Genomic DNA, 23,835 nt, shown 5'->3' with positions numbered 1-23,835 from the left:
CATAAGCGAAGAATGAATTTGGATTTTCGGCGGTTTTCTTACATAATATAAAGAGTACCCATAACATATCCAAGAGCCATTATAGTGAGTAATGCGTTCTGTACAGAAGAGGCGAATGTGATGATCATCATGAAATCGATGGAAGAGATCGAAAAAATGCGTGCAGCCGGCAAGATTCTTGCTGAATGCCACCGGCAAATCGCCGGAATGCTGAAACCCGGAATTACGACCTGGGAAATTGACCAGTTTGCCGAGAAGTTCATTCTTTCCCAAGGGGCAACACCTGAGCAAAAAGGGTATCATGGATATCCTTACGCAACCTGCGCATCCGTGAACGATGTAATCTGCCATGGCTTTCCCAAACATGAGCCGCTTAAAGACGGTGACATTGTAACGATTGATATGGTCGTGAACCTGAACGGCTGGCTGGCTGACTCTGCTTGGTCCTACGGGATAGGCAGCATCAGCGATCAGGCAGCGAAGCTGCTGGAAACGACCAAGGAGTCACTGTTCAAGGGCATAGAGCAGGCAGTTGCAGGCAACCGGATCGGCGATGTCGCCCATGCCATTCAGGTGTATGCCGAGTCGAACGGGTTCTCAGTCGTCCGTGATTTTATCGGGCACGGCATCGGCTCCGAAATGCATGAAGCCCCTGAGGTGCCTCACTACGGACCTGCAGGCAAAGGACCGCGTCTCAAGGAAGGCATGGTCTTCACCATTGAGCCGATGCTCAATACCGGAAGCTACCGGACAAAGGTAGATGCGGACGGGTGGACAGCCCGGACGATTGACGGCGGCTTGTCGGCGCAATATGAGCACACCCTGGCGATAACTCCGCAGGGAACGATTATTTTGACGGAGCTGTAATCTTAACTGTTTGAATCGTAGTTTGGAAAGAAGTACTGCTGGTAAACCCGGTCAGCCGCTCATGCATGTCATGGCGCTGACCGGGTTTATTTTTTTTGGTTATTTGTCTTAATGTGTCGGAATTCACGGTTTTATGGGGAGGGAATGAATATAATGGTAACTCAAGGCTGAAGGGGAATAGAGGATCAGAAATGGCAACAGACAAACATTGCAAGAATCAGCATGGCGCACCCAGCCCTCAGCAGTGTATGGAGCACTATGGCTGTATTTATGAGAATAACCATTTAATTACCTTGATGGTTGACCCGGCTGATGGAAGCATCGTTGATGCGAACAGGGCAGCCTGCGATTTCTATGGCTACCGCCTCCGTGATTTCAGAAGACTTCATATCTCGGATTTGAATGCAGAGGGTGAGGCGGGGGATCGGGACTTCGTGGATAAGGCCATGCCCGGCGGAGAATATCTGGGAAACCAGGTGTTTATGGACAGGCATCAGTTGGCCGGAGGCCAGATCATAGTGGTGGAGATTCATACAGGGATCATGACGATGTTAGGAAAGACATGTGTCTACACCGTTATTCATGACGTCAGCGAGCGGGTCCGCTCCGAACAAAGACTCCGGGAAAGCGAAGAACGCTACAGGGATCTGGTTGATCTCTGTCCTGAAGCCATTCTGGTTTACAGCGGGGGAACGATTCTGTTTGCCAATCAGCAAACCGAGAAGATGTTCGGCAGGAAGAAGAAGGAACTGATTGGTAAGGGCATCGATGATTTTTTTTATGAGGAGCCGCTTAGCAGCACGGAGTATAAAAAACTAAAAACCAAAGGTTCCATGAAGGACCGGTTTCGGATCGAGCAGCGTTTTATCCGGCATGACAAACATATTTTTGATCTGGAGATCTCGGGCGTACCGATTGTATATGAAGAAGAAGTAGCTCTGCAATTGGTATTAAGGGATATTACGGAGAACAAGAAGGAACTTGAACGGGCGGTCAAGCTTCAAGAGCACCGCCATGCCGTTGCTTTTCCTCTGGAGAACAGGGCGGTGCTGGATAAGATCTACATTCCCGCTACAACACTCAGCGGCGACTTCTTCATCTTTCACAAAATTGATGATGAACAGGTCATCGGAATCATCGGTGACGTCACCGGTAAGGGTATTTCGGCCGCATTAAGCATCTCCGCGCTGCGCGTACTGTTCCTGGACAGTCTGCTCACTTCAAGGGAGCCGGTTCAGGTTCTGAAGGATTTGAATCTGAAAGCGGGACAGTATCTGGGAGAGGATTATATTGCCGGCTGCTGCTTTCATCTCGATTTCGGCGCCAGTGTGCTTAAGGCAGCAGGGGCCGGGATCAATGAATTCATCTATGTGCCGAAAGCGCAGGCCGGCCAGCAAATAACAGTCAAAGGAGCTCCGCTGGGCATGTTCAGCGACAGTGAATTTGAGCAGCAGGCTGTTGCATTTGGATCGGGTGACCGTTTCTGCTTCTATAGCGACGGTATGGAGCTTTTGTTTGAAGAAGCGGAGTTAGGCCGTGATTACGAATATTTGCACGAAAAGGTTGCAGGCGTTTGTCTGCAGGACGACTGCACCTGGCTGAGCCTGAATATCCAGTGAGACAAGGGGTGAATTATGAACGCTGTACATAAGGAAGTGCTGCTTCACGGACTGGAGCACACACAGGGAATTATTGACGGAATTATCGAAGAGCTTGATTTGGAAGCCTATGCTTTTGATATCCGCCTGATTCTGGTTGAGGCTATTACGAATGCATATTATCACGGGAATCTCAGCGATTGCACGAAGCCGATCTATATCCGGTATTTGCTTAGAGATGAGCTGCTTAAGCTTCAGGTCGAAGACTCTGGAGAAGGCGGCCGGGATCTCGTTATTCCGCAGAATATCAGTAGTGACGAGCTGCTGGATGACGGAGGAAGAGGGCTGTACTTGATCAGCTGCTTCTCGGATAGTGTGGAGATGATCCGAAATACGATGTACATCAGCAAGAATGTATGTCCTAGTTGACAGGTTCTCTTCTGAGGACTGTTTTCTGTGAATGGAAAAGGGGAGAATTCGGTGAAGTTAAGTTTAAAGGTTAGAATCAGCATTCTTTTGTTCCTCATCATTAGCGTGCCGTTGTTTGTTTCCGGTATCATCTCTTACAAACTGGCGGCAAATGCACTGCAAACGACAATTGAAGAGGAATTAAGAACAACTACAAGTTCAGCCGCCAAGTCTGTTGAGAGCGAGCTTGAAGCGGTAGGCAATTATCTCGAAATCGCCAGTAAAAACAGCACACTGGCCGATTTCGCCGCAAGTCCAGCCTCGGAGGGAGAAAAAAAGGCGTCTTTCAGTTATCTTTCCAGTATCCAGCAAGACAACGCCAAGCTGCTTGAATCGCTGATCGTTGCTGATGTGAACGGCAAGGTGCTGCTTTCCAGCAGTTCTGAAGCTCCGGAGCTGGATGTGCAGGACCGGGAGTATTTTCAGCAGGCGCTTCTGGGGAAAGAGGCGATAAGCGGTGTCCTCACCTCCAGGGAAACCAATCAGCATATCGTTGCGATTGCCCATCCGCTGCGTCAGAATAATGTTATTAAGGGCGTATTGATCGGGACAATCGTCTTTGACAGCATTTCCGCGCCCGTAGCCGAAGTGAAAATTGGCGAGAGCGGATACGGGTATATGATCGACCGTACAGGCCTTGTGGTTTATCATCCTGATAAAGGCAAGATTCTCACAGAAAATCTGGACGGCAACAGCAATAAGGATTTAAATGCGCTTGTACAGATTATGAAAAGCGGAAAAGCTTCCCATGGCTTTTATACCTATGAAGGCGTCTATAAATATGTGTCCTTTCAGCCTGTAGGAAACTGGGTTGTGGCGACCACTGCGAATTACGGGGAATACATGGCATCTGCAACAGAGATCCGAAATACGACACTTATCGTTGTTATTGCCTTCATTCTGGTAGCTCTTCTTGCAGGGTATTTCTTTACCACCCGGAGTATCATAAGTCCAATCAAGAAGCTGGAAAAGGCCATGGCTCAGGCCGGTGATGGCGATTTGACAGTACATACGGCCATCACATCAGGGGATGAGCTGCAGTCGCTAAGCGATTCCTTTAATGCAATGATTGACAAGCAGGAAGCCATTATTGAGAAAGTAAGGGCGGGTTCGGAGGTTCTAACCTCCATGTCGGAAGAAATGGCGGCTTCTTCAGAGGAAATCAGCGCATCGATTGAAGAAATCAGCTCCAGCACTCAGGAAATTGCCGCCGGTGCGGAGAATAACAACCATTCCGTAGTGAATGCCTCGCAGGTTCTGGTGCAGCTTTCCAGTCTCGTGCAGCTGGCTCAGAGCAAGGCGGCAGCGACCTCCCTGAATGCGGACAGCACCAACCGGGCAGCACAGGATGGCAGAATCAAGGTCATTAATACGGTTGAGGCGATGGATACGATCAACAGCAGCACCAAGGAGACAGAAGAGCAGCTGCAGACTGTGAGCGAGTTGTCCGGCAAAGTTTCCACTATTATCGGAACCATTAATGCCATCGCCAAGCAGACCAATTTATTGGCGCTGAATGCCGCCATCGAAGCTGCAAAAGCGGGAGAACACGGGCGAGGCTTCAACGTGGTGGCCGGAGAGGTGCGGAAGCTGTCGGATGAAACGCACAGGCAGGCAAACGAAATCTCATCGCTGGTACATGATATGGTCTCACGGATTGCGCAAGCTGTGAACTCGATGCGGGGCGCCTCGGAAGCCGTGGAGGGCGGAGTGAGAATCGTTAATGAAACCGATCATGCATTTATTCATATCATTGAATCGGTGGAGATGATTAACGATAGTGTGCGGGAAATCCTGGAGATTACCAAAGACGAGGTTGCCACCTCGGATCAGATCATCAAGCTCATTGACTCTATGGGCACGATCTCGGAATTGGCGGCAATGAACAGCGAAAGTGTATCCAGCGCAACCGAGGAACAAGCGGCGACAGTCAACAATTTCGTCTCTTCCGCCCAGGAGGTCAGCGCCATGGCCAATGAGCTGGAATTCCTCGTTGAGAAATTTATAATTAGGGGGAAATGACATGAGCGAGATTATTATTGAAATGCCGGAGATGTTTTCCGTAGAAGAAGCAAGCAAGTTTAGAGAAGATATCCGCAGTTATATCAGCACGGGGTATTCAAGTTTTCTGCTTGATTTCGGCGGCTGCCGGTTCATCGACAGCACCGGGCTTGGGGTGATTGTCAGCTCTTATAAGAAATGCGTGGAGAATGGCGGCACGATCAGACTGCAATCCTTGAATTCAAATGTGTTGAAGATCTTTGAACTAACAAGGCTGACCAATGTGTTTGAGATATTATAAGTAAAAATACAACCAAGGCCTCCCACCGCTTTCTGCGGGGGAGGCCTTGGTTGTATTCGCGAATTAATCAGTTATATTCCGGGTGTAATATTCAATGATATCCTTGCGGCGGATAATACCGAGGAAGACTCCGGCGCCATCGACGACAGGCACAAAGTTCTGGTCTGCGGCGAGTGTAAGCATATCCTCCATCTGGGCGTGAATTTCCACGCTTTCATTATGCACATGTCTCTGGATCTCGCTTACGGTAACCTCACGCATATTCTCAAAGCCGAGGTCCGCTGTGTTCTTCAGCTTCCATAGCAAGTCGCCCTCTGATAAGGTACCAACATATTTGCCTTCATCGTCAATGATGGGTATCGCAGAATAATAATGCTGTTCCAGCTGCTCCATAGCTTCCAGCATGGATATGGAGGAAGCAATAAATGCCACCTGATCTTTGGGCAGCAAAAAAGAGGATATTTCCATAGGTTCGACTCCTTTACAGTGGAATAAATGCGTAGCGGTAGTTTAATTAAACCATAGTTTAGTATGTAAGCGCATTAATAAAAAAGATTTTTAACTTCTCACGAACCTGTAACAACCGTCTCAGCTTGTTTTTTCATTTCAAGAAATGTGATTTCTCGCCCACAAAAAAAGAATATAGAACCCTGCGAAAAACGAGCGGGATTCTATATTCTCTGTTTTAGATATCAATATGCATTATTCTTACTTGCCTGCTTCGCCATTCTCGTGGCTGATCTGCCATTCGATGCCGAATTTATCCTTCAGGCTGCCATAACATTTGCTCCAAAAGGTCTCCTGCAGCTCCATGACTACCGTTCCGCCTTCTTTCAACTGATGGAACCAGGATTTGAGCTGCTCTTCATCTCGGGATACCAGAGCGAGGCTGATATTGTTCCCTACTGTGAAAGGCATGCCCGGAAACACATCAGAGAACATTACATTGCTGCCGTCAATGTTCAGTCTGGAGTGCATGACCAAGGATTTGGCTTCTTCCGGAAGCGGATATTCGGGGTTTGGCGGCGAATCCCCAAAGGTCATGATCTGTGGAGACTCTGTACCAAACACCGCAGCATAATACTCTACAGCATCACGGCAGTTCCCATTGAAATTCAAATACACTTCAACAGACACATGCTTCACTCCTCTAATGTTAAATTAAGCCAAGCGCATATTACCATTTTGTATGATGGCCTTGTCCATAGATAAATATTCTTTCGGGTCTATATTACAAGGTGCAATGAACAAATACAATGAAAACACTAAAATTTAAATTAATCCAGGTAATATCACGCAGGAAGGGTTGGCCATCAGAATGAAATGATCCCGCTGTCCGGCTGCGCTGCTCTGTTCAGGATTCCGTCAACCCATAAATAACAGCGTTGCAATTGTTCCTCCGAAATAAGGTCAGAGCGGTGCTCGAACATGATTTTTACGTCGCTGTTTTCTGTGCGGATAATCCGCAAATAATCCTCGATTGGTGCCCAGCCGTCTTGCGGGCTTAATTCCGGAAGAACCGGATAGTGGCTGTTGTGCACGCTGTCATTCACCTGAACATTGGAGAGGTGGATCAGACCTGCATAGCGGGTAAACTTTCTCAGGATGGCTCTGGCGTCAAAATACGGGTCGAGCTTGTCCTGCAGAAATAACCTCGCAGTATCCAGGCAGAGCTTAATCCGGGGGTACCGGATCAATAATTGCTCGAAAAAATCGTGGTCGTAAATATATCTGTTTAATGCATCAAATTCCAATACGGGGACAAATTGATACTGAAGGCTCTGTGCATTCAGCCATTCAAAGAGTTGCTCGCTGCGCATTATCAGCTCTTCCAGCGTGATTTCAGATTCATAGATAAACTCCCGGGAATCTCCAAACCGCCATCCTGTCCAATTCACACGTTCGTCCAGAATCACAGGTTTCGGATAATGAAAAAGAATATATTCCGGATGAAGGGCTGTCAGAATATCCAGTTCTTCCCGTACATGCTGATAGGCATCCTCACGCACCTGCCCGTCTGTGGAGAGGAAGAGGGGATCGCGTAGCCTGGTGGCGTCAGCCCGGAACGGAAAATGTACGCCAACCTGAAATCCGTTGCTGTGGGATTCTTCGATTAAATGCTGCATATCTTCTGTCCTCCATATTGTCCAATCATAAACTGCTGCAGTCTAACCGCCTCGCTTTTAAGTCATTTTTTGGTATTAGCTTCGCTGGACAACTTCCAATTTCCTGCCTGGGCCGTAGTATTTCGGATAGACAATTAACCAGCCCGTTCAATATACTAGGGGAAAGAAATGGTTTCAAAAGGTTTTAGCAAAGGAGAATAGAAGTGACTAACCAGCGGATTGCCGGCCTTCGGCTCTTGAACCAGCACATCAGCAGTCCCGCGTTTCAGCAGCCGGAACAGGTCGTAAGGGCACTAGGTGCGCTGCAGGCACAGGACTATATGCAGGCGGTCTGGGCTATCGGCTTGCGCACAGCATCGGCGGGATTGGCCGATGTGGAGCGGGCCATCACGGAACGGAAAATTCTTCTGACCTGGTCACTTCGCGGGACCATTCATTGTGTACCGCCTGAAGATGTGAAGTGGATGCTTCAGCTATGCGCTCCACGGCTGCTGCGGGTGACAAAACGCAGGCTGGAACAATTGGAGCTGGACGACAAGACTTTGGAGCGCTGCAGAAGGATCCTCTATCATGCCTTAAAAGGAGGGCGGTGTATTACGCGCCCTGATCTGCTTCGGCTGCTGGAGGATGAGGGGATCAGCACTGCCAGCCAACGGGGCTACCATATCCTGTGGCACTGCGCGTATAACGCTTTAATTTGTTTTGGGCCTCTGCACGGCAAGCAGCAAACCTTCGTCCTGCTGGATGAATGGGTGACCGGGTCCAGGGAGCTGTCCTTCGATGAATCACTTGCTGAGCTTGCCCTGCGGTATTTTACGACCCATGGGCCTGCAACCGTGCATGATTTCGCCTGGTGGACAGGTATGACGCTTACGGATGCCAGAGCAGGACTGGAAGCGGTAAACAAAGAGCTTATAAGTGAAGTTATAGAATCCGGTGAGTACTGGATGCCGAATAAACCTGGTGACGGAACAGAGACCGGTAAATCTTCCGGTGTCTATCTGCTTCCGGGTTTCGATGAGTATATTCTGGGCTACAAGGACCGCAGTGCGGTCCTTGAGCCGGAGGCCGCTCCGCTAATTGTTCCCGGCAACAACGGTGTATTTATGCCGACGATTGTATGGGATGGACAGGTCATCGGGATATGGAAACGCACCCTCAAGAAAAAAGGTGCCGAGCTGATGTTATCCCCCTTTAGATCCTTGGACGGCGTCCTCAAAGAACAGTTGGAACAGGCTGCCGGACGCTATGCTGCTTTTCTGGGACTCCCGCTCACCAAGCTTGATATGAAAGAAATATAAGCCGAAAAGGAAGTGCATCACTTTTGGAAGACTATGCCCCGTTATTGGAAGAGATTCTTAAGCAGGAACAGGAGCTGCAGTTCAGCAGATTTACCAATGGAACCGCGATTGAGCTAGGTAATGCCATTCTTGAAAAGGCTACGAGGATGGGCAAACAGATTGTTGTGGATATCCGCAAAAACGGACAAGTACTGTTCCATGCGAAAATGGATGAGACCGGACTCAACAACGACCGCTGGATTGCCCGTAAGGCCAATGTTGTGAATCATTTTGGACACTGCTCTTATTATATGAATGTGCTCTATAAATCATGGAATACAACGATTCAGGATAATGCGTTCGTTGACCCCATGGAGTACGCCGCCGAAGGCGGATGTTTCCCTTTGCTGATCCGGGGTGTCGGTCCGATTGGAACGATTTCCGTCTCCGGCCTGTCTGGCGAAGAAGACCACGGGATGATTGTCAGTGTACTTGAGCAATTTCTGAAATCCAATCAGCCATGACTAAAGACGGGCAGCCGCCGCAAGGCATGAGCTGTCCGTCTTCTTTACTGTGAAGAGGAGGTGGGTCGTTGTAGGAATTAATGCACAGCCTAAGTCGGTTCTTCAGCCTTCGGGAATAAGTATTAGACTAAAAAAAATGTTGTAGACTGGTTGAATAAAGATATAGACTATATAAGCCTGCGTACTACGCCAGTTTGTTAAATTTAAAGTTCAGCTTATATAAGATACGCTTGATGACCCTTCTGCCGAAGAAGTGATACAAAACTATAACTAAACTACAGGAGCATCTAAATATGTCAAAATACGTTGAAATTGGTTACCCCATTTATGAAGGAATGCCTGTTTTTCCAGGATTGCCAGAAGTGAAATTAGAGCCTAAAGAGCGCTTGGACAAAGGGGATGACTGGAACGGAAGTGTGTTAAGCATCTATCTTCATGCCGGTACCCATGTTGATGCCCCGTGGCATCACATGAATAACGGTAAGGGAATAGATGCTATTCCGATTGAAGACTTCATCTACCGGAAGCCGCTATTAATTGATTGCCCGCTTGGCCCGAACGGCTTTATCACCGTCGAAAAGCTTGAGGAATATGAAGAACTGAATGAAGCCGATCTTCTGATTTTCAACACGAGTCATTGGAAACACCGGGATACTGATTTCGGGAAATACGCCAATAATTTCCCCGCCGTCTCTCCTGAAGCCGCTGAATACATCCGGACGAAGTTGCCAAACTGCAAAGCGGTGGCTATTGATACCTTGAGCATTGAGAATATGAGTGAAGCCAAAAGAAACGGTTATTTTGTCCACCATGCTTTCTTAGATCATGAAAAGTATAAAGAGAAGACTATGCTCATTTATGAAGACGTCAATCCAGCGCCGTTGGTTGGCAAAAAGTTAATTTCTGCCTTTACAGCTCCACTTCGCATTAAAAACCACGATGCATCTATCGTTAACATTATCGTTGAAATTGAAGAATAAAGCCTGACAAGGAATGTGCGGACGATCCGTCCAGGGAAGGAATAGCAGCATACATAGAGAAGATGAGCGTAAAGGCGCTCGGAAATGGAGAAGAATAAGTGATTTGCGTAGTCTGACTTTTATAACTACAACAAACCGCCCATGGACAATCCACGGGCGGTTTGTTGTTTAGCTCTTAGTACTCATTGAACATTGTGGCAATTTCATCGTACTGTACAGTTTGCGTCAGTGCCAGCGACAGCAGAATTCTCGCTTTCTGCGGCACTAGGCTGTTGCAGGGAATTGAATTGGCGGAAAGGTCAATGTAAGAGTCCTTCAGCGTAATTCCACTGGAGATCCGCGAGCAGCGGACGACCGGAATGTTGTTGTTCTTAAGTTCCCCGACTTTATCAATCCACGGTTTGCTGTATATTCCTCCGCCCGCTCCCGCAATTACAATTCCTTTGGAGATCGTAGCCAGGTAATCGAGAATGCCCGGATCGGCATCGACGTGAAAATAAGCGACTGACACTTCAGGCAATCCACTTAGAGCCGATACGTCGAACTGTGCTGCAGTGGTATGTCTTTTAAGGGATCTTGTATAGAAGAAAGCCTGACTGTCGCGCATGTAGCCCAGGCAGCCGAAATCCCGCTCGTCAAAGGCGTTGGCTTTAAAGGTATTCACCTTCTGCACATCTCTGCCGCTGTAGATCCCCTCTGCAAAAACAACCATAACCCCTTGACCGGAAGCGTCCGGATTCGCTGCCAACGCTACCGATTGGAACAGGTTCAGAGGACCATCTGCGCTGATCGCAGTTGCAGGCCGCATTGATCCGGTAATAATCACCGGTTTGTCGGTTTTGATGACCAGGTTCAGGAAATAAGAGGTTTCATCAAGGGTATCGGTTCCGTGCGTAATGACGAATCCGTGAATATCCTCGCGGAGGGCAAGGGTGTTGATCAATGTAGCCAACGTCAGCCAGTGGTCGCTGGTAATGTCGGCACTGCAAAGGTTGCTGACCTGTACTCCGGCGCAATTTGCGATCCGCTCCAGATGGGGGACACTGTCCAGCAGGTCTTGTATCGGCAGGGCGCCGGGTTCGTAATTCAATGTTTTGTGGGCTTCCCCACTTCCGGCAATGGTGCCGCCGGTAGCCAGAATGACCACATTTTTAAGCACGGGATTATAGTAAGGGGAAGTGTCAAAATTCACTTCAGGGATTGGAATAATCATCTCTTCGTTTCCTTTCAGGTCAATCTATTATGTGAGAAAGCTAATGTTATGCCATTAACAAGTCAATAGAATTGTATCAAACCTTTCCTATAATAAATAGCCATGTGCAGTATTTTATGATGAAAAAAAGTGCTGGACCGTGATGTGAGGATATTCAAGAAACAAAGGAGAATTTTCTATTCCGGGTGGATAGCTCAAATGATAACATCAGGATGAAAGAACAGCAGCAGCCAAATATAGGGAGGGGTTTTTTAGAATGAAAAAGTCTTTGAGAGCGATACCCTTAGTGCTTGTAGCCATGATGCTTGCAGTGCTGGTATCCGCTTGCGGTAACGGTGCAGGCGGTAAGGTGGATGTAGGCATCGTGCTTCCGACTAAGGATGAGCCGAGATGGGTGCAGGATGAGCAAAGATTCAAGGATGCGCTGAAAGACACCAAATATACCTCGGAGATCCTGTTCAGCCAAGGTTCTTCTGCTAAAGAAAAAGAAAACGTAGAAGCCTTGATTGCAAAAGACATTAAAGTCCTGATCATTTGTCCGCAAGACGGTGATGCCGCCGCTGCAGCAGCTGAGGCCGCTCAAAAAGCAGGTATTAAGGTTATCGCCTATGACCGCCTGATTAACAACACGGATGCCGTTAATTACTATGTAACTTTTGACAGCATCGCAGTAGGTAAAGCACAAGCCCAATACCTGGTGGATCATGCCAAAGGCAAAGGCCAGCCATTGTATTTGTACGCGGGTGCAGCTTCGGATAACAACGCATTTCTGTTCTTTGAAGGCGCTTGGTCTGTGCTTCAGCCGAAGATTTCTGACGGCACATTCACCATCGCCAACTCCAGTGAAGCTGTTGCTCTGAAGGATAAAGCAGAGCTGACCCGTGAGGAACGCAGTAAAATCATCAGCCAGGTGACCACAAACTGGGATGCCAACGAAGCTAAGAACAAAGCACAAACTCACTTGACCGCTGCAAGCGCTGATCAAAAGGGCGATGTGGCCATCCTTGCTCCAAATGACGGCACAGCCCGTTCCATTGCTGACGTATTCGCTTCGGATTCCGCAGTGACCAGCTTCATCATTTCCGGCCAGGATGCTGAGAAGGCTTCCATCCAATACGTCATTGACGGCAAACAATCAATGACCGTGTTCAAGGATGTCCGCAACCTCGTTAAAGATGCAATCAACATGGGGGTTTCCATTCTCGACGGCAAAACGCCTGAAACAACCGGCTCCTACGATAACGGCAAGATTGAAGTACAAGCGAAGCAAACCGATGTTCAAGTCGTTGACAAGGACAATGTCAAAGCAGCACTCATTGATTCCAAATATTACGAAGCAAGCGAGTTCACGGGACTGTAAACGCACCTGAACATAGTTTAGACGGAGTAGTGATAGATACATCTATCACTATTCCTCTATTCTAAGACTTGTTTTGTGAAGGAGCACAAGCTAATTATGAATCCATATATTTTAGAAATGAACAATATTTCCAAGGAATTCACCGGCGTAAAGGCACTCTCGAATGTCAATTTCAAAGTTAACAAAGGCGAGATTCACTGTCTGGTCGGCGAGAACGGTGCCGGCAAGTCCACACTCATGAAGGTGCTTAGCGGGGTGTATCCGCATGGAACATATTCAGGGGATATTGTCTATGAAGGCAACGTGCAGAGCTTTGGCAGAATTAGCGACAGCGTCAGAACCGGGATCGCAATTATTTATCAGGAATTAGCCCTGTTTCCGGATCTGACCGTATATGAGAATATTTTTGCCGGGAACGAAGTGAAGAAAGGCGCAATCGTTGATTGGAATCAGACGATTGTCAAAGCGAAGGAAATGCTGAAGAAAGTGAATCTTAACGTCAATCCTGAAGTGCTGATTAAGGATTTGGGTGTCGGCAAGCAGCAGCTGGTCGAAATCGCCAAAGCGCTCAGCAAGGATGTAAAGCTGCTTATTCTCGATGAACCAACAGCCGCACTTAATGAAGATGACAGTGAGAACTTGCTGGAACTGCTGAGAGAACTGAAGAAACAAGGAATTACCAGCATCATGATCTCCCATAAATTGAAGGAAGTCATTGCCATAGCGGATCATGTTACCGTGCTTCGCGATGGACGGACGATATGCACGCTTGATGCTGCCAAGAATGAAATATCGGAAAGTGTAATTATCAAGAACATGGTCGGCCGTGACATCGATGATATCTACCCTAAACGGAATACTGAGCATTTCGGAAATGATGTGCTGGAGGTCAAGAACTGGACGGCATTTGACCCCAAGCTGGGCCGGGATGTGGTCAAGGATGTGAACATTCACGTGAAAAAGGGCGAGATTGTCGGCATCGCTGGTCTGATGGGCTCAGGCCGGACGGAATTGGCACAAAGCATCTTCGGCAATCCGAAATCCTATAAAATACATGGCGACTTATATATGAACGGCGCCAAAAAAATATTTAAGCACACCAAAGACGCAATCAATGCGGGAATCGCCTATGTGACGGAAGACCGGAAAGGCGACGGCTTATTTTTGATTCAGGATATCAAGCAAAATATTTCAGTCTCCAATCTTGAGGCCATTTCTTCGCAGGGGATGATCAATACCAATGAAGAAGTGAAGATTTCGAACGAATATAAAAAATCAATGAATATCAAAGCCCCTTCTGTTGAACAGCTGGTCGGCAATTTAAGCGGCGGCAACCAGCAGAAAGTTTCCCTTGGCAAATGGCTGTTTGTAGGACCGACCCTGCTCATTCTGGACGAACCTACACGCGGCATTGACGTCGGAGCGAAATTCGAAATTTATACGATTATGAACAAGCTGATCAGCGAGGGCATGAGCATCATCATGATTTCCTCGGAGCTGCCTGAAGTGCTTGGAATGAGTGACCGCGTGTATGTCATGGCCGAGGGCAAAATCAAAGGCGAGCTGTCCGCCAAGGACGCAGATCAAGAAAAAATAATGAAACTTGCTACGCAATAGGAGGAAGACCCGTGAAATTATTTAACGAAGCGAAATCATTGATCAAGGTTAATATCCGGGATTATGGGATGTACATTGCTTTATTCGTTATTATGCTGACTTTTTCGATCATGACGGATGGACTGTTCATGTCTTCGCGGAATATAAGCAACTTGATTGATGCCACTGGCTACATTGCTGTTCTGGCTGTCGGAATGACACTGGTCATTGTGATCCGGCATATCGATTTATCCGTCGGTTTTGCAGCCGGGTTCCTGGGGGCAATTGCCGCCATCTTCTTGACGCAGGCAGGAGTTCCGGTCTATTTCACCATTCCGCTTATTTTGATCATGGGGATTATTGTTGGACTCTTTAACGGTTTCCTGGTTGCACAGATGGGTATTCCTTCTTTTGTGGCTTCTCTGGCAGCGATGCTGATTTTCAGAGGTGCGCTGCTCCGCGTAACGGAGAAGACAGGAACCATCATCGTTAAGGATGAGCATTTCAACGCAATCGGCAATGGCTTTATCCCGGCCATCGCCAAGATCGGCAATTTGAATCTGCTGTCGCTGATTATCGGCGCACTCATTATCGTCCTGTTCATTTATTTTGAATTCTCCAAACGGAACAATAAGCTCAAATACAACTTCGAAGTATTGTCAAACGGCATGTTTACCGTCAAGCTGGTCTTCGTGTCCGCCATCATTGCTTACATCACTTGGATTCTCGCAGGCTACAACGGATTCTCGTGGACGGTAGTCATCGTGATGATCGTCGTTGTCATCTATCACATTCTGACGACCTCCACTGTAATCGGGCGTCATATCTACGCAGTCGGGAGCAACCCGGAAGCCGCGAATCTAAGCGGGATCAGCGTTAAGAAAATTACGTACATTGTATTCTGCTCCATGGGACTCTTGTCTGCATTGTCGGGGATACTGTTCACCTCCCGCCTGCAGTCGGCGACTACCACAGCAGGAACGCTGTTTGAACTGGATGCCATTGCGGCTGCTTATGTTGGCGGCGTATCCGCTGCCGGCGGGGTAGGTAAGGTTACCGGTTCCATTATCGGTGCGGTCGTTATGGCTTCACTTTCCAGCGGCATGAACCTGCTAGGCGTCGGTATTTCCTATCAGTACATGATCCGTGGCGGCGTGCTGGCCGCAGCTGTAATCTTTGATGTAATGACACGCAAGCAAAGAGCATAGTTCAAGACAGAACTCACTGGTTAAAAAAGCTGCGGAGTGCTAAGAGGCACTCCGCAGCTTTTTTTGCTAATAAATGATTACTCCAAGCTTCCCATAATATAGTATAATGTCTGATAAATCTGTGATCGCTCACTAAAGAAACGTGTGAGAGATTCGCACCATTTTAGGTAGATATAGAGGAGGTAAAGCATACGAATCCTTATTTTACATTGCAGCAGGTGGCGGAAGGTGTCTGGGCCGCTATCGTTATTCCCGGAAGTGGAGCTTTGGGGAACGCGTCGATCATAGATCTGGGCGATGTAACAGTAGTTGTAGACACCTTCAGTCTTCCGCAGGCAGCCGAGTTCCTGCGTTCTGCGGCAGAGCTGCTTACGGGTAAGCCAGTGAAATACATAGTCAATACCCATTATCATGGAGATCATCATTATGGCAATCAGGTATTTGCCGGCAGCATCATTATCTCCACAGTGCTTACCCGGGAGGTGCTGACTCAAGGTGGTGCTCCAGATCTGAATACTTGGCAGAGCTGCCTGCGAAATCAAATTGAAATGCTGGAACAAGGGAAAAAGGCTGCGGCAGATCCCCGTCTCCGCGCAGCACTCGGTTATGAAATTGCCGACAAGTCTGCGTTGCTGGCGGCAACGCCTATGATCCATAGAGTGACAGCATCCGTTACTTTCTCGCAGCAACTGATTATTCACGGCTCGGCCCGTTCGATTACTCTGCTCACCTATGGCGGCGGGCATACGGAAAGCGATGCGATGGTGTATATCGAAGACGCCAAGGTGCTGATTGCCGGTGATCTTATCTTAAGCCACTCCCACCCGGCGATGTTGAGCGGCTTTCCGGTTGCCTGGATTGAGATTCTGGAACGGATTGATCGCGAGATTGATGTCAATCTGGTTATTCCCGGGCATGGCGGGGTCACCGGCAGGGAAAGCCTTGCAGTAATGATAAATTACCTTACTGATATCCAGGCTTACACGGAAAAAGCTGCCCAGAGTGGAGAATCCGCAGATCGCTGGCTGGAGAAGGGGATACCGGCACCGTATGATCATTGGATGATGTCCCATGTATATGAATGGAATTTCCGCTGGCTTTTTAATTTACTACTTAAAGAAGAGAGAGGATAACATGTTACAACTTGAGAGCAAGGATTATTTCAAAGTCTTGCCGCTGCTCGATCATGTGAATATTAACACAATGTTTGCCCGGGCAGTGCTTGAGCAGCTTGTTCCCGGCAGCGTTTATGTAGATGCTGTGCACAATCCCCGTGCCTTCTATGTGGTGCATTCCTATGGCATGTCCTTATTGTTTGGAGAGGCCGGCAACGAGGCGTTTACACAGGGACTTCATGATTATATGACTAATCTAGCAGGAATGAGACAGAGTGCGGAGTGGCTGCAAAGTGATCCGGCAGCAGAGTGGACCCCTATCCTTGATTCTATTTTATCTATTCATAACAGCTCTCTGATAAACAGCGGAATTTCATCCCTGGAGAATCATTCCCGGGCCATTGAGCGGAATACAAGAGTGAACTTCTGCTTCAACCGAGAAGCCTACATGGATGCTAAGGCGAAGCTTCCGCGACCTGACGGCATTATCATGCGTACGACCAAAGAACAGTTCCTGGCTCAGAGCGGAGCGGTCGTTCCCCGGTTTTTTTGGCGGGATGAGGAGCATTTTGCTGCCGAAGGGATAGGCTACACTTTAGTTTCAGACGGAGAAGCTGCCGCTACCTCTTTTGCGTCTTGCCGCACAGCGGGTCAGCTGGAGATCGGAATCGAAACGGCGGAGAATCATCGCGGAAAAGGCTGCGCACTTGCTGTATGCTCAGCACTGATCGATTATTGTCTGGAGCATAATCTGGAGCCGGTATGGGCTTGTCGTTTGGAAAATCAAGGTTCATATTATTTGGCGCAAAAGCTTGGTTTTAGGCCGACGGTTACTCTGCCATATTACCGGCTGGCTGTGTAATCCTGTAAGGGCAGGCGTATAAGCGGCAATCAATTCCTAAAGGGACACATTGTAGTGTCTCTTTTTGTTGAACGCATTTTGAATATCCGGCCGTAGCGATTGACCGGATACTGGAAGAGTTGTTATTGATGTTTTCAGCACATTGTCCAAGCCCGGAGCAGGATAGAGTCCATGGATACACGGGCGTGTATCCTTTATAATCTCCAATAATGAGAATGGTTATCATTAGGAGGAAGTGCCATGAGTAAAGAACTTGAACGGAGTTATCCGCACCGTGGTTGTGAAGAGCATGTCCTCTACGCAGGTGAGCGGAAGCTGGAGTACCGGATCCTTGTCTCGCATCCTTCCGGGGAAGCGCCGCCGGAGGGCTACCCGGTCATCTACGCACTTGACGGGAATGCCGTATTTCATACGCTGGCAGAGTCCGCGCGCTTGCAGACACGCAAGCCGCATGGCTATGATCCTGTTGTGATTGTAGCCATCGGCTATCCCTCCAGCGAACCCTTTGACATGACCCGCCGTTGCTATGATTTCACGATGCCTGCGGAGTTAGAATCACTGCCGAAGCGGCCAGACGGCAGTGAATGGCCTGAACATGGAGGCGCGGAGAGCTTCCTCGATTTGCTTCAGAACGAGATCATGCCGTTGATCTCCGGACTGTTTCCTGTGGATAGCCAGCGCCAGTCACTGTTCGGACATTCGCTGGGCGGCCTGCTCGTCCTGCATACCCTGTTCACACGGCCGCAACTGTTCACCCATTACGCAGCAGGCAGCCCCTCGGTCTGGTGGGGCGATTATTCCCTTCTGCTTGAGCAGAAGCGGTTCTCCGCCATGTACCCTGGGCCTGGGCTGAAACTACAGCGGAAACTGCTGATCACCATTGGCGCAGAAGAGCTGGATCACATGGTCGAGGATGCCGAGAAGCTGCCGGTTCTGCTCGCCCCGCTTGCTGCGGAAGGCTTGCAGGTCAGCCTGGCCAAATTCCCGCAAGAGGGCCATGTTACGGTCCTGCCCGCAGCGCTCAGCCGTCTGCTGAGATTCGCTCTGGAATCACATGAAGAGGCCCAATAAGTGCAAAGTCCGAATAGATCCAAACTATACCTATCTCTTGTGGTTCACCCGTCCCTATAATAGAGAATACGTATAAATTTGGAGGCGGATTAGAATGACATTGCGACCTGATATCCAGGCGATTGTTGATACACTTCAGGACCTGGGAGTGATTGAACATAACAGTCAAGTCAACGGGGAAATGAAAGGAACAACCGACGGTCTCGTTTACATTCTGACCGTCAATAAGGAAAAGAAATATGTGCTGAAGGTGGACAAGCCGCAGAGCATTTCCTGCGCCGAACTGCTGCTGGCAGCCTATCCAGGGAGTTCGCTGCTGCCAAAACTGCTGTATACCGATCCGCACGGGAACTACATTCTGTATACCTATACTGCCGGTACAACTCATTATAACCGCGGTGCCAAGATAGATTGGCTGACATGCATCGTAACTGGTCTTCTGAACCAATATGAAAGCTCGGCTGCGCCACAATGGGGCCGCCTGGAAATGCCGCGGGATTCATGGGCTGAGTTCAATAGAATCAGTTTAGAAGAGGCACGCTCCAATGTGGGGAATATATTGCCTGCGGAGGATTATGATAAAGTACAAGCCTTGTCTGGCAGAATCTCCAGCGCGGAGGACAAGTATCTTCTGCATGGCGATACAGGTGTTCATAATTTTGTATTTCAGGATCACAGCCTGGTGGGCGTCATTGACCCTTCGCCTATGGTTGGACCACTCATCTATGACTTCACTTATGCTTTCTGCTCCTCACCGGATGACTTGAATAGGGTCACCTTGTTTAAGGCGTTTGACCAGCTCAAGCAGGAGGCAATAGGACATTCCAGATTGATAGAAGAGGTAGTCTTCCAGCTGTATTGCCGGATTGGCATCTGCGCCAGAGTCCATCCGCATGACTTGAAGGACTATTTGACCGCTTGGGAGCACTGGAGAACACATCTGGTGTAACAACAAATCCTATTAAAATATGGTAAACTTATCTCATTAACCATAGGGGTGAGAGATGAATGTCCGATGATCATGATGAGCTTATGGAACAAAGGCGCAAGCGGCTGAAACTCATTCAATTCAGTAAAGAGGATCAAACGCTTATCGAGTCAGAGAAACCCAAGGAAACCTTCGCCGATGTAGGCGGTCTGGAAGAAGTAAAGAAGAAGATCCGGATGAACTTTATTCTACCGCTGAAGCAGCCGGAGCTGTTCAAAGCTTACGGCAAAGAAGCGGGCGGCAGCCTGCTGCTGTTCGGGCCTCCGGGCTGCGGCAAAACCTTTCTGGCACGGGCGGTAGCCGGTGAGATTGAAGCGAATTTTATGCATATCGAGCTGCAGGCCATCCTGGCGATGTATGTGGGCCAAAGTGAGAACAACCTGCATAATATTTTTGAGAAAGCCAGAGAGAACAAACCGTGTGTCATCTTCATTGACGAATTGGACGCGATGGGCGGCAGCCGCCATCAGATGCGCCAGCATCATGACCGGATGCTGGTGAATCAGCTGCTGCTGGAGCTGGATGGTCTGCAAGCCGAGAATGAGAACGTGTTTGTCATCGGCGCCACCAATACACCCTGGTATCTCGATTCCGCACTTCGGCGTCCGGGCCGCTTCAACCACCTGGTGTTTGTCCCGCCGCCGGAGGAGTCCGAACGTGAGACTATTCTGGGCCTGAAGATGGCCGGAAAACCTGCTCAAGCCTTGAATCTGCCCAAGATTGCAGCGGATACAAAGTTCTTCTCGGGTGCCGACCTGGAGCAGGTGGTGAGCGATGCCATAGAATCTGCGATGGAGCGCACCTTTGAGACCGGAGAGATCCAGCCGATTACAAATGATGATCTGAAGAAAGCAGCGAAGTCCCGGAAGGCCACGACACTGGAATGGTTCTCAACCGCGAAGAATTATGCGACCTTCAGCGATGTCAACCGGGACTACCAGATCGTATTGGACTATGCCAAAAAACACGGAATTAAATAGCGGGATGAGTGACGGAGGCGCTGACAGTGGAGAATCAATTTAAGCAAAATACCCTTCAAGCGGTACATCAGCTCATCGAGTGGAAACGTTACAAGGAAGCTCTGACAGAAGCAGAGCAGGCGCTGCGGGAAGAACCGGAGGATCCTGATGTTTTTGCACTGATTGCCCATATTTATAATCTCATGGATAATTATGAAAAGGCGCTGTATTGGGCCAACGAGGCACTGATCCGGGAACCGGAGCAGACGTTGGCCTGGTATGTGCGCGTCAGTGTCTACTACGAAACGGACAACGAGAAAGCGCTGAATGAGAATCTGCAGGAAGCCATGCGGATTGATCCTTATGAAGCTCATTATTTTTTTCTGAAGGCTAATCTTCTGAACAAGAAGCAGAAATACAAAGAGTCGAGGGAGCTTTTGCGGCTTGCATTGGAACTAAGACCGGAGAGTCCGCTGTATTTGGCTACATTAAGCTATACAGAGGCATTGCTGGGCAATATGAAAGAGTCAGCCGAACTTGACCGTCAAGCGGTTCAATATGGGGCCGAAATGCCATACGTGCTGTTATATTTGGGATGGGCGGCGGGCGACCGCGGGGATTACAAGCTTAAAGAAACATACATGAAAAATGCGGTACGCCTAAGCCCTGACGATAAGCAGATTCAGAGCGAATTTCTGGAGGCGCTCCAGCAGCAGCACAAGCTGTTACGGATTTTTTTATGGCCTACCCGGCTCGTGCGCAGAATGAAGCGTTGGCAGATTATTATGGCCTGGTTCATCATATGGATTTTGTTCAGGCCGTTCGTGCTGCTGTTTATCCTATTGTATGTACTGACGCATTGGGTGACCAAAGCCATTGTACATGTGCAAGTGTTTGGCTGGAGACGAAGGGGCATGTGATAGTCCTGAGCCGGAATGTAAAAAAGACACCAACGCTGCGTTGGTGTCTTTTTACATTTACCGCGCTGAATCCTCCTGAGCTCAGATCCGTTTCGCATCCACGAAGCAGTGCATGTGCAGCGGAGACAACACCTTCAACCCTTCCCCCATTTCGAAATCTTTATCCCGGGCCAACTTCCGGCCTATCTCTGCAAAGTAGAGCCGGTACAGGGCTAGTATTTCATCACTGAACTGGCTGCGGTGCTGGGCCATCGCAGCAAATTTCTGCTCGAAAGTTCCGGTGATGTCAATGACCGTGTTCGGCTCTGACGAGAAATAAAACCCGATGGCCTGCGGCTGCCACGGTTTGGTTGAGGTGCCTTTGGGATAACGGGCAAGTCCTGCTAAGAGAAAGGCCTGTGCCGTTGCCTTGCCAACAACGATATGATCGTGATGTGCTTCATAGGCCAGCCACGGATCGGGGCAGAAGAGGGCGTCGGGTTGTACGGTTCGAATGATTTCGGCAATTTCTCCGGCCAATGAAGGCACATGATCCAGTGTGCCATCACCATGCTGCAACTGATGAAACTCCGTAGCGCCCAGCATTCTCCCCGCTGCCTCCAGCTCAACTCGTCGGATCTTGGCAATCTCTTCATGCGACAGGTGCTCATCTTCTGCCCCCAGGTCACCATTCGTTACGGTCAGGTAGTGGATTTCGCAGCCTTTTTCCGCGAAGCTGGCAATAATGCCGCCCATTCCGACTTCATTGTCGTCCGGATGGGGTTGTACACATAATATTTTGCGGCATCCCGTGAGTTCGGGAGGGGCCATAAGGGTATGCAATGCAGATGAATCCATATCCATTCACTCCTTATTCATAATGTACGAGATTCAGACGATTATAAGGCTCGGGAAATTTCCAAATCGGACAATATACGTTCTCTTTGCTTGTCGCTAATATTATAGAACAGGATAGGGATAATGGCAGCGACAAAACAAAGCGCCGGCAGGATGAACATCACAAAGCTGAGCCCATGCTGGAGACCCGGGGTTACCGGCTGGTTCTCAACATAGTTCAAGAACCCAAGGCTTGTACCGATGATGATTCTGGAGACAGCTCCGCTAAATTTAGTGATGAATGTATTCGTTGAAAAAACAATACCCTCCCCCCGGAAGCCCAGCTTCCATTCGGAATAGTCAATCGTATCCAGCAGCATGGATGTGCTCACAATGATGGTCATCCCTGAAAAAAAGAAGCTGATCCCGAAGAAGACAAGTGCAAAGATCCTATTCTCGTCCCCAAACAGATAAGGTATAAGACAGGATAAACTGCCCAGAAGGCAAGAGGCGATAAATACCTTTTTCTTGGAAAACAACCTCAGCAATTTCGGAGTGGCTACCATTCCCAGCAGCATCCCCACAACAAGACTGATCCCCACCTGAGTGACATACACCGCATCCCCCCAGACATAAATCACATAATACAATTGAATGCTCTGCCTGATACCGTTAATCAAATTGATAATCAGCAGTGAGGCGAGCAGGGCCAGCAAAGGCTTGTTTTTGTAAATCGTCTGCAGATTTGTCTTGAAGGAAATCTTGTCGGGCGAAGGGGTTACTCTTTCTTTGGAGGTTAATCCAGTGAGAAAAATAGAGACCGCCGCAATAGCGGCTACGAGGATTGCGGAATAGAGGTAAGCATCCGTGTTTCTTTCGCCGCCGAACGCGAGCAGCAGCTGGATGCCACCAATGGTAACGGCTACGGCTCCGAGGGTACCGCCAATTTTCCCTAAGGTGACTACCAGCGTCCGTTCATCGGGGTCTTTGGAGATTACAGAGGACAATGCCCAGAGCGGCGTATCACATACGGTATACAACATACCCCATAACAGATAGGAGATAGAGGCGATTACTAACGTCAGTGTAGAGGAACCTCCGAAATCCCAGAAACACAGAACCGTAGCAGCCGCGATAAGGAACGGGGCGAACAGCAGATAGGGTCTGAATTTCCCCCATTTTGTGCGGGTCTTGTCTGTAATCATCCCCATTACCGGATCAAGACAGGCGTCGACTATGCTGGCTACCACCAGAATTAGACTGGCCGTGGTAGCAGGTATGCCTAATAAATCGGTGTAAAAGAACAAAATGTACATCGACATAAAGCTGTATAGAATATTCTGGCCCAGCAATCCCCCGGAGAAAAAAATCTTTTCTTTGACGGGTACTTTCGTTCCCATGAGACCTCCCTCATTTCCGCTGAAGTTAAAGATGATTGTAGTGCATAACTGGTTGGATATGTATATTGTAATAATGTTTGCGCAAATAACGATTCCGGATATTTCGTAATTGAAGCAAAGCGCATGGATTTTTAAATTTTTTTTTGGCAATGCAAAAATAAACTATTCAGAAATCGACGAAA

23 protein-coding genes are annotated in these 23,835 nt (G+C 48.6%); 17 read left to right on the top strand and 6 right to left on the bottom strand.

All coding sequences use genetic code 11. The features are described 5' to 3' along the window. The first annotated feature begins 120 nt into the window (after positions 1-120). The 5 genes from map to ACQ76X_RS00645 all read left to right on the top strand — a co-directional run bounded on the left by map (position 121) and on the right by ACQ76X_RS00645 (position 5,235). Positions 121-867 carry a type I methionyl aminopeptidase gene (gene map / locus ACQ76X_RS00665; RefSeq protein ID WP_438490936.1) on the top strand — a complete coding sequence of 249 codons (747 nt, stop codon included), beginning with the start codon at positions 121-123 and terminating at the stop codon, positions 865-867. Positions 868-1,058: 191 nt separating this feature from the next. After that, positions 1,059-2,486 carry a PAS domain S-box protein gene (locus ACQ76X_RS00660; RefSeq protein ID WP_438490935.1) on the top strand — a complete coding sequence of 476 codons (1,428 nt, stop codon included), beginning with the start codon at positions 1,059-1,061 and terminating at the stop codon, positions 2,484-2,486. Between the two features lie 15 nt (positions 2,487-2,501). Beyond that, entirely contained in the window at positions 2,502-2,894 is a 393-nt protein-coding gene (locus ACQ76X_RS00655; protein ID WP_438490934.1) for an ATP-binding protein, read from the top strand. Between the two features lie 51 nt (positions 2,895-2,945). Beyond that, positions 2,946-4,955 (top strand): methyl-accepting chemotaxis protein, encoded by a 2,010-nt coding sequence (locus ACQ76X_RS00650; protein ID WP_438490933.1) that lies wholly within the window; start codon positions 2,946-2,948, stop codon positions 4,953-4,955. 1 nt (position 4,956) lies between these two features. After that, positions 4,957-5,235 (top strand): STAS domain-containing protein, encoded by a 279-nt coding sequence (locus ACQ76X_RS00645; RefSeq protein WP_038594175.1) that lies wholly within the window; start codon positions 4,957-4,959, stop codon positions 5,233-5,235. 63 nt (positions 5,236-5,298) lie between these two features. On the opposite strand, the gene ACQ76X_RS00640 is transcribed toward ACQ76X_RS00645, so the two are convergent. The 3 genes from ACQ76X_RS00640 to ACQ76X_RS00630 form a co-directional block, all read right to left on the bottom strand. Next, positions 5,299-5,703 (bottom strand): CBS domain-containing protein, encoded by a 405-nt coding sequence (locus ACQ76X_RS00640; protein WP_038594172.1) that lies wholly within the window; start codon positions 5,701-5,703, stop codon positions 5,299-5,301. 240 nt (positions 5,704-5,943) lie between these two features. Next, positions 5,944-6,372, bottom strand: a complete 429-nt coding sequence (locus ACQ76X_RS00635) for a VOC family protein (RefSeq protein ID WP_438490932.1) — start codon at positions 6,370-6,372, stop codon at positions 5,944-5,946. 176 nt (positions 6,373-6,548) lie between these two features. Then, positions 6,549-7,361, bottom strand: coding sequence for a sugar phosphate isomerase/epimerase (locus ACQ76X_RS00630; RefSeq protein WP_438490931.1), 813 nt, complete (start codon positions 7,359-7,361; stop codon positions 6,549-6,551). 203 nt (positions 7,362-7,564) lie between these two features. On the opposite strand from ACQ76X_RS00630, the gene ACQ76X_RS00625 reads away from it, so the two are divergent. From ACQ76X_RS00625 to ACQ76X_RS00615, 3 genes are all read left to right on the top strand, one after another. After that, complete coding sequence (locus ACQ76X_RS00625; protein ID WP_438490930.1) at positions 7,565-8,662, top strand: winged helix DNA-binding domain-containing protein; 1,098 nt, start codon at positions 7,565-7,567, stop codon at positions 8,660-8,662. Positions 8,663-8,685: 23 nt separating this feature from the next. Next, complete coding sequence (locus tag ACQ76X_RS00620; protein WP_438490929.1) at positions 8,686-9,165, top strand: heme-degrading domain-containing protein; 480 nt, start codon at positions 8,686-8,688, stop codon at positions 9,163-9,165. Between the two features lie 293 nt (positions 9,166-9,458). Continuing rightward, entirely contained in the window at positions 9,459-10,145 is a 687-nt protein-coding gene (locus ACQ76X_RS00615) for a cyclase family protein (RefSeq protein WP_438490928.1), read from the top strand. 175 nt (positions 10,146-10,320) lie between these two features. On the opposite strand, the gene ACQ76X_RS00610 is transcribed toward ACQ76X_RS00615, so the two are convergent. Next, complete coding sequence (locus ACQ76X_RS00610; protein ID WP_438490927.1) at positions 10,321-11,358, bottom strand: asparaginase; 1,038 nt, start codon at positions 11,356-11,358, stop codon at positions 10,321-10,323. Positions 11,359-11,614: 256 nt separating this feature from the next. On the opposite strand from ACQ76X_RS00610, the gene ACQ76X_RS00605 reads away from it, so the two are divergent. The 9 genes from ACQ76X_RS00605 (at position 11,615) to ACQ76X_RS00565 (ending at position 21,437) form a co-directional block, all read left to right on the top strand. Continuing rightward, positions 11,615-12,718: a sugar ABC transporter substrate-binding protein gene (locus ACQ76X_RS00605; RefSeq protein WP_438490926.1), complete on the top strand. Its 1,104-nt coding sequence runs from the start codon at positions 11,615-11,617 to the stop codon at positions 12,716-12,718. 96 nt (positions 12,719-12,814) lie between these two features. Further along, positions 12,815-14,335 carry an ATP-binding cassette domain-containing protein gene (locus tag ACQ76X_RS00600; protein WP_438490925.1) on the top strand — a complete coding sequence of 507 codons (1,521 nt, stop codon included), beginning with the start codon at positions 12,815-12,817 and terminating at the stop codon, positions 14,333-14,335. An 11-nt stretch (positions 14,336-14,346) separates the two neighbouring features. Continuing rightward, on the top strand, positions 14,347-15,522 hold the full coding sequence (locus tag ACQ76X_RS00595) for a sugar ABC transporter permease (RefSeq protein ID WP_342436128.1): 1,176 nt from the start codon (positions 14,347-14,349) through the stop codon (positions 15,520-15,522). Positions 15,523-15,788: 266 nt separating this feature from the next. Then, a complete protein-coding gene (locus ACQ76X_RS00590) occupies positions 15,789-16,655 on the top strand; it encodes an MBL fold metallo-hydrolase (protein WP_438490924.1) in 867 nt (288 codons plus the stop codon). Position 16,656: 1 nt separating this feature from the next. Then, positions 16,657-17,499: a GNAT family N-acetyltransferase gene (locus ACQ76X_RS00585; RefSeq protein WP_438490923.1), complete on the top strand. Its 843-nt coding sequence runs from the start codon at positions 16,657-16,659 to the stop codon at positions 17,497-17,499. Between the two features lie 240 nt (positions 17,500-17,739). Then, entirely contained in the window at positions 17,740-18,570 is an 831-nt protein-coding gene (locus tag ACQ76X_RS00580; RefSeq protein WP_438490922.1) for an alpha/beta hydrolase, read from the top strand. A 94-nt stretch (positions 18,571-18,664) separates the two neighbouring features. After that, positions 18,665-19,519 carry a phosphotransferase gene (locus ACQ76X_RS00575; protein WP_438490921.1) on the top strand — a complete coding sequence of 285 codons (855 nt, stop codon included), beginning with the start codon at positions 18,665-18,667 and terminating at the stop codon, positions 19,517-19,519. Positions 19,520-19,578: 59 nt separating this feature from the next. Next, positions 19,579-20,538, top strand: coding sequence for an ATP-binding protein (locus tag ACQ76X_RS00570; RefSeq protein WP_076112394.1), 960 nt, complete (start codon positions 19,579-19,581; stop codon positions 20,536-20,538). A gap of 26 nt (positions 20,539-20,564) precedes the next feature. Beyond that, complete coding sequence (locus ACQ76X_RS00565; protein WP_438490920.1) at positions 20,565-21,437, top strand: tetratricopeptide repeat protein; 873 nt, start codon at positions 20,565-20,567, stop codon at positions 21,435-21,437. Positions 21,438-21,518: 81 nt separating this feature from the next. Here the strand turns inward: ACQ76X_RS00565 and ACQ76X_RS00560 are convergent, their stop codons facing one another. Together ACQ76X_RS00560 and ACQ76X_RS00555 are read right to left on the bottom strand one after the other, a co-directional pair. Then, positions 21,519-22,274: a PIG-L deacetylase family protein gene (locus ACQ76X_RS00560; protein WP_438490919.1), complete on the bottom strand. Its 756-nt coding sequence runs from the start codon at positions 22,272-22,274 to the stop codon at positions 21,519-21,521. Between the two features lie 41 nt (positions 22,275-22,315). After that, positions 22,316-23,653 carry an MFS transporter gene (locus ACQ76X_RS00555; RefSeq protein ID WP_438490918.1) on the bottom strand — a complete coding sequence of 446 codons (1,338 nt, stop codon included), beginning with the start codon at positions 23,651-23,653 and terminating at the stop codon, positions 22,316-22,318. Positions 23,654-23,835 lie beyond the last annotated feature (182 nt).

The sequence above is a fragment of the Paenibacillus sp. IHBB 3054 genome, from assembly GCF_051594305.1.
GTDB lineage: Bacteria > Bacillota > Bacilli > Paenibacillales > Paenibacillaceae > Paenibacillus_AQ.
The sequence above is the reverse complement of the archived record's forward strand: the minus strand, read 5'-3'. Positions and strand labels throughout refer to the sequence as shown.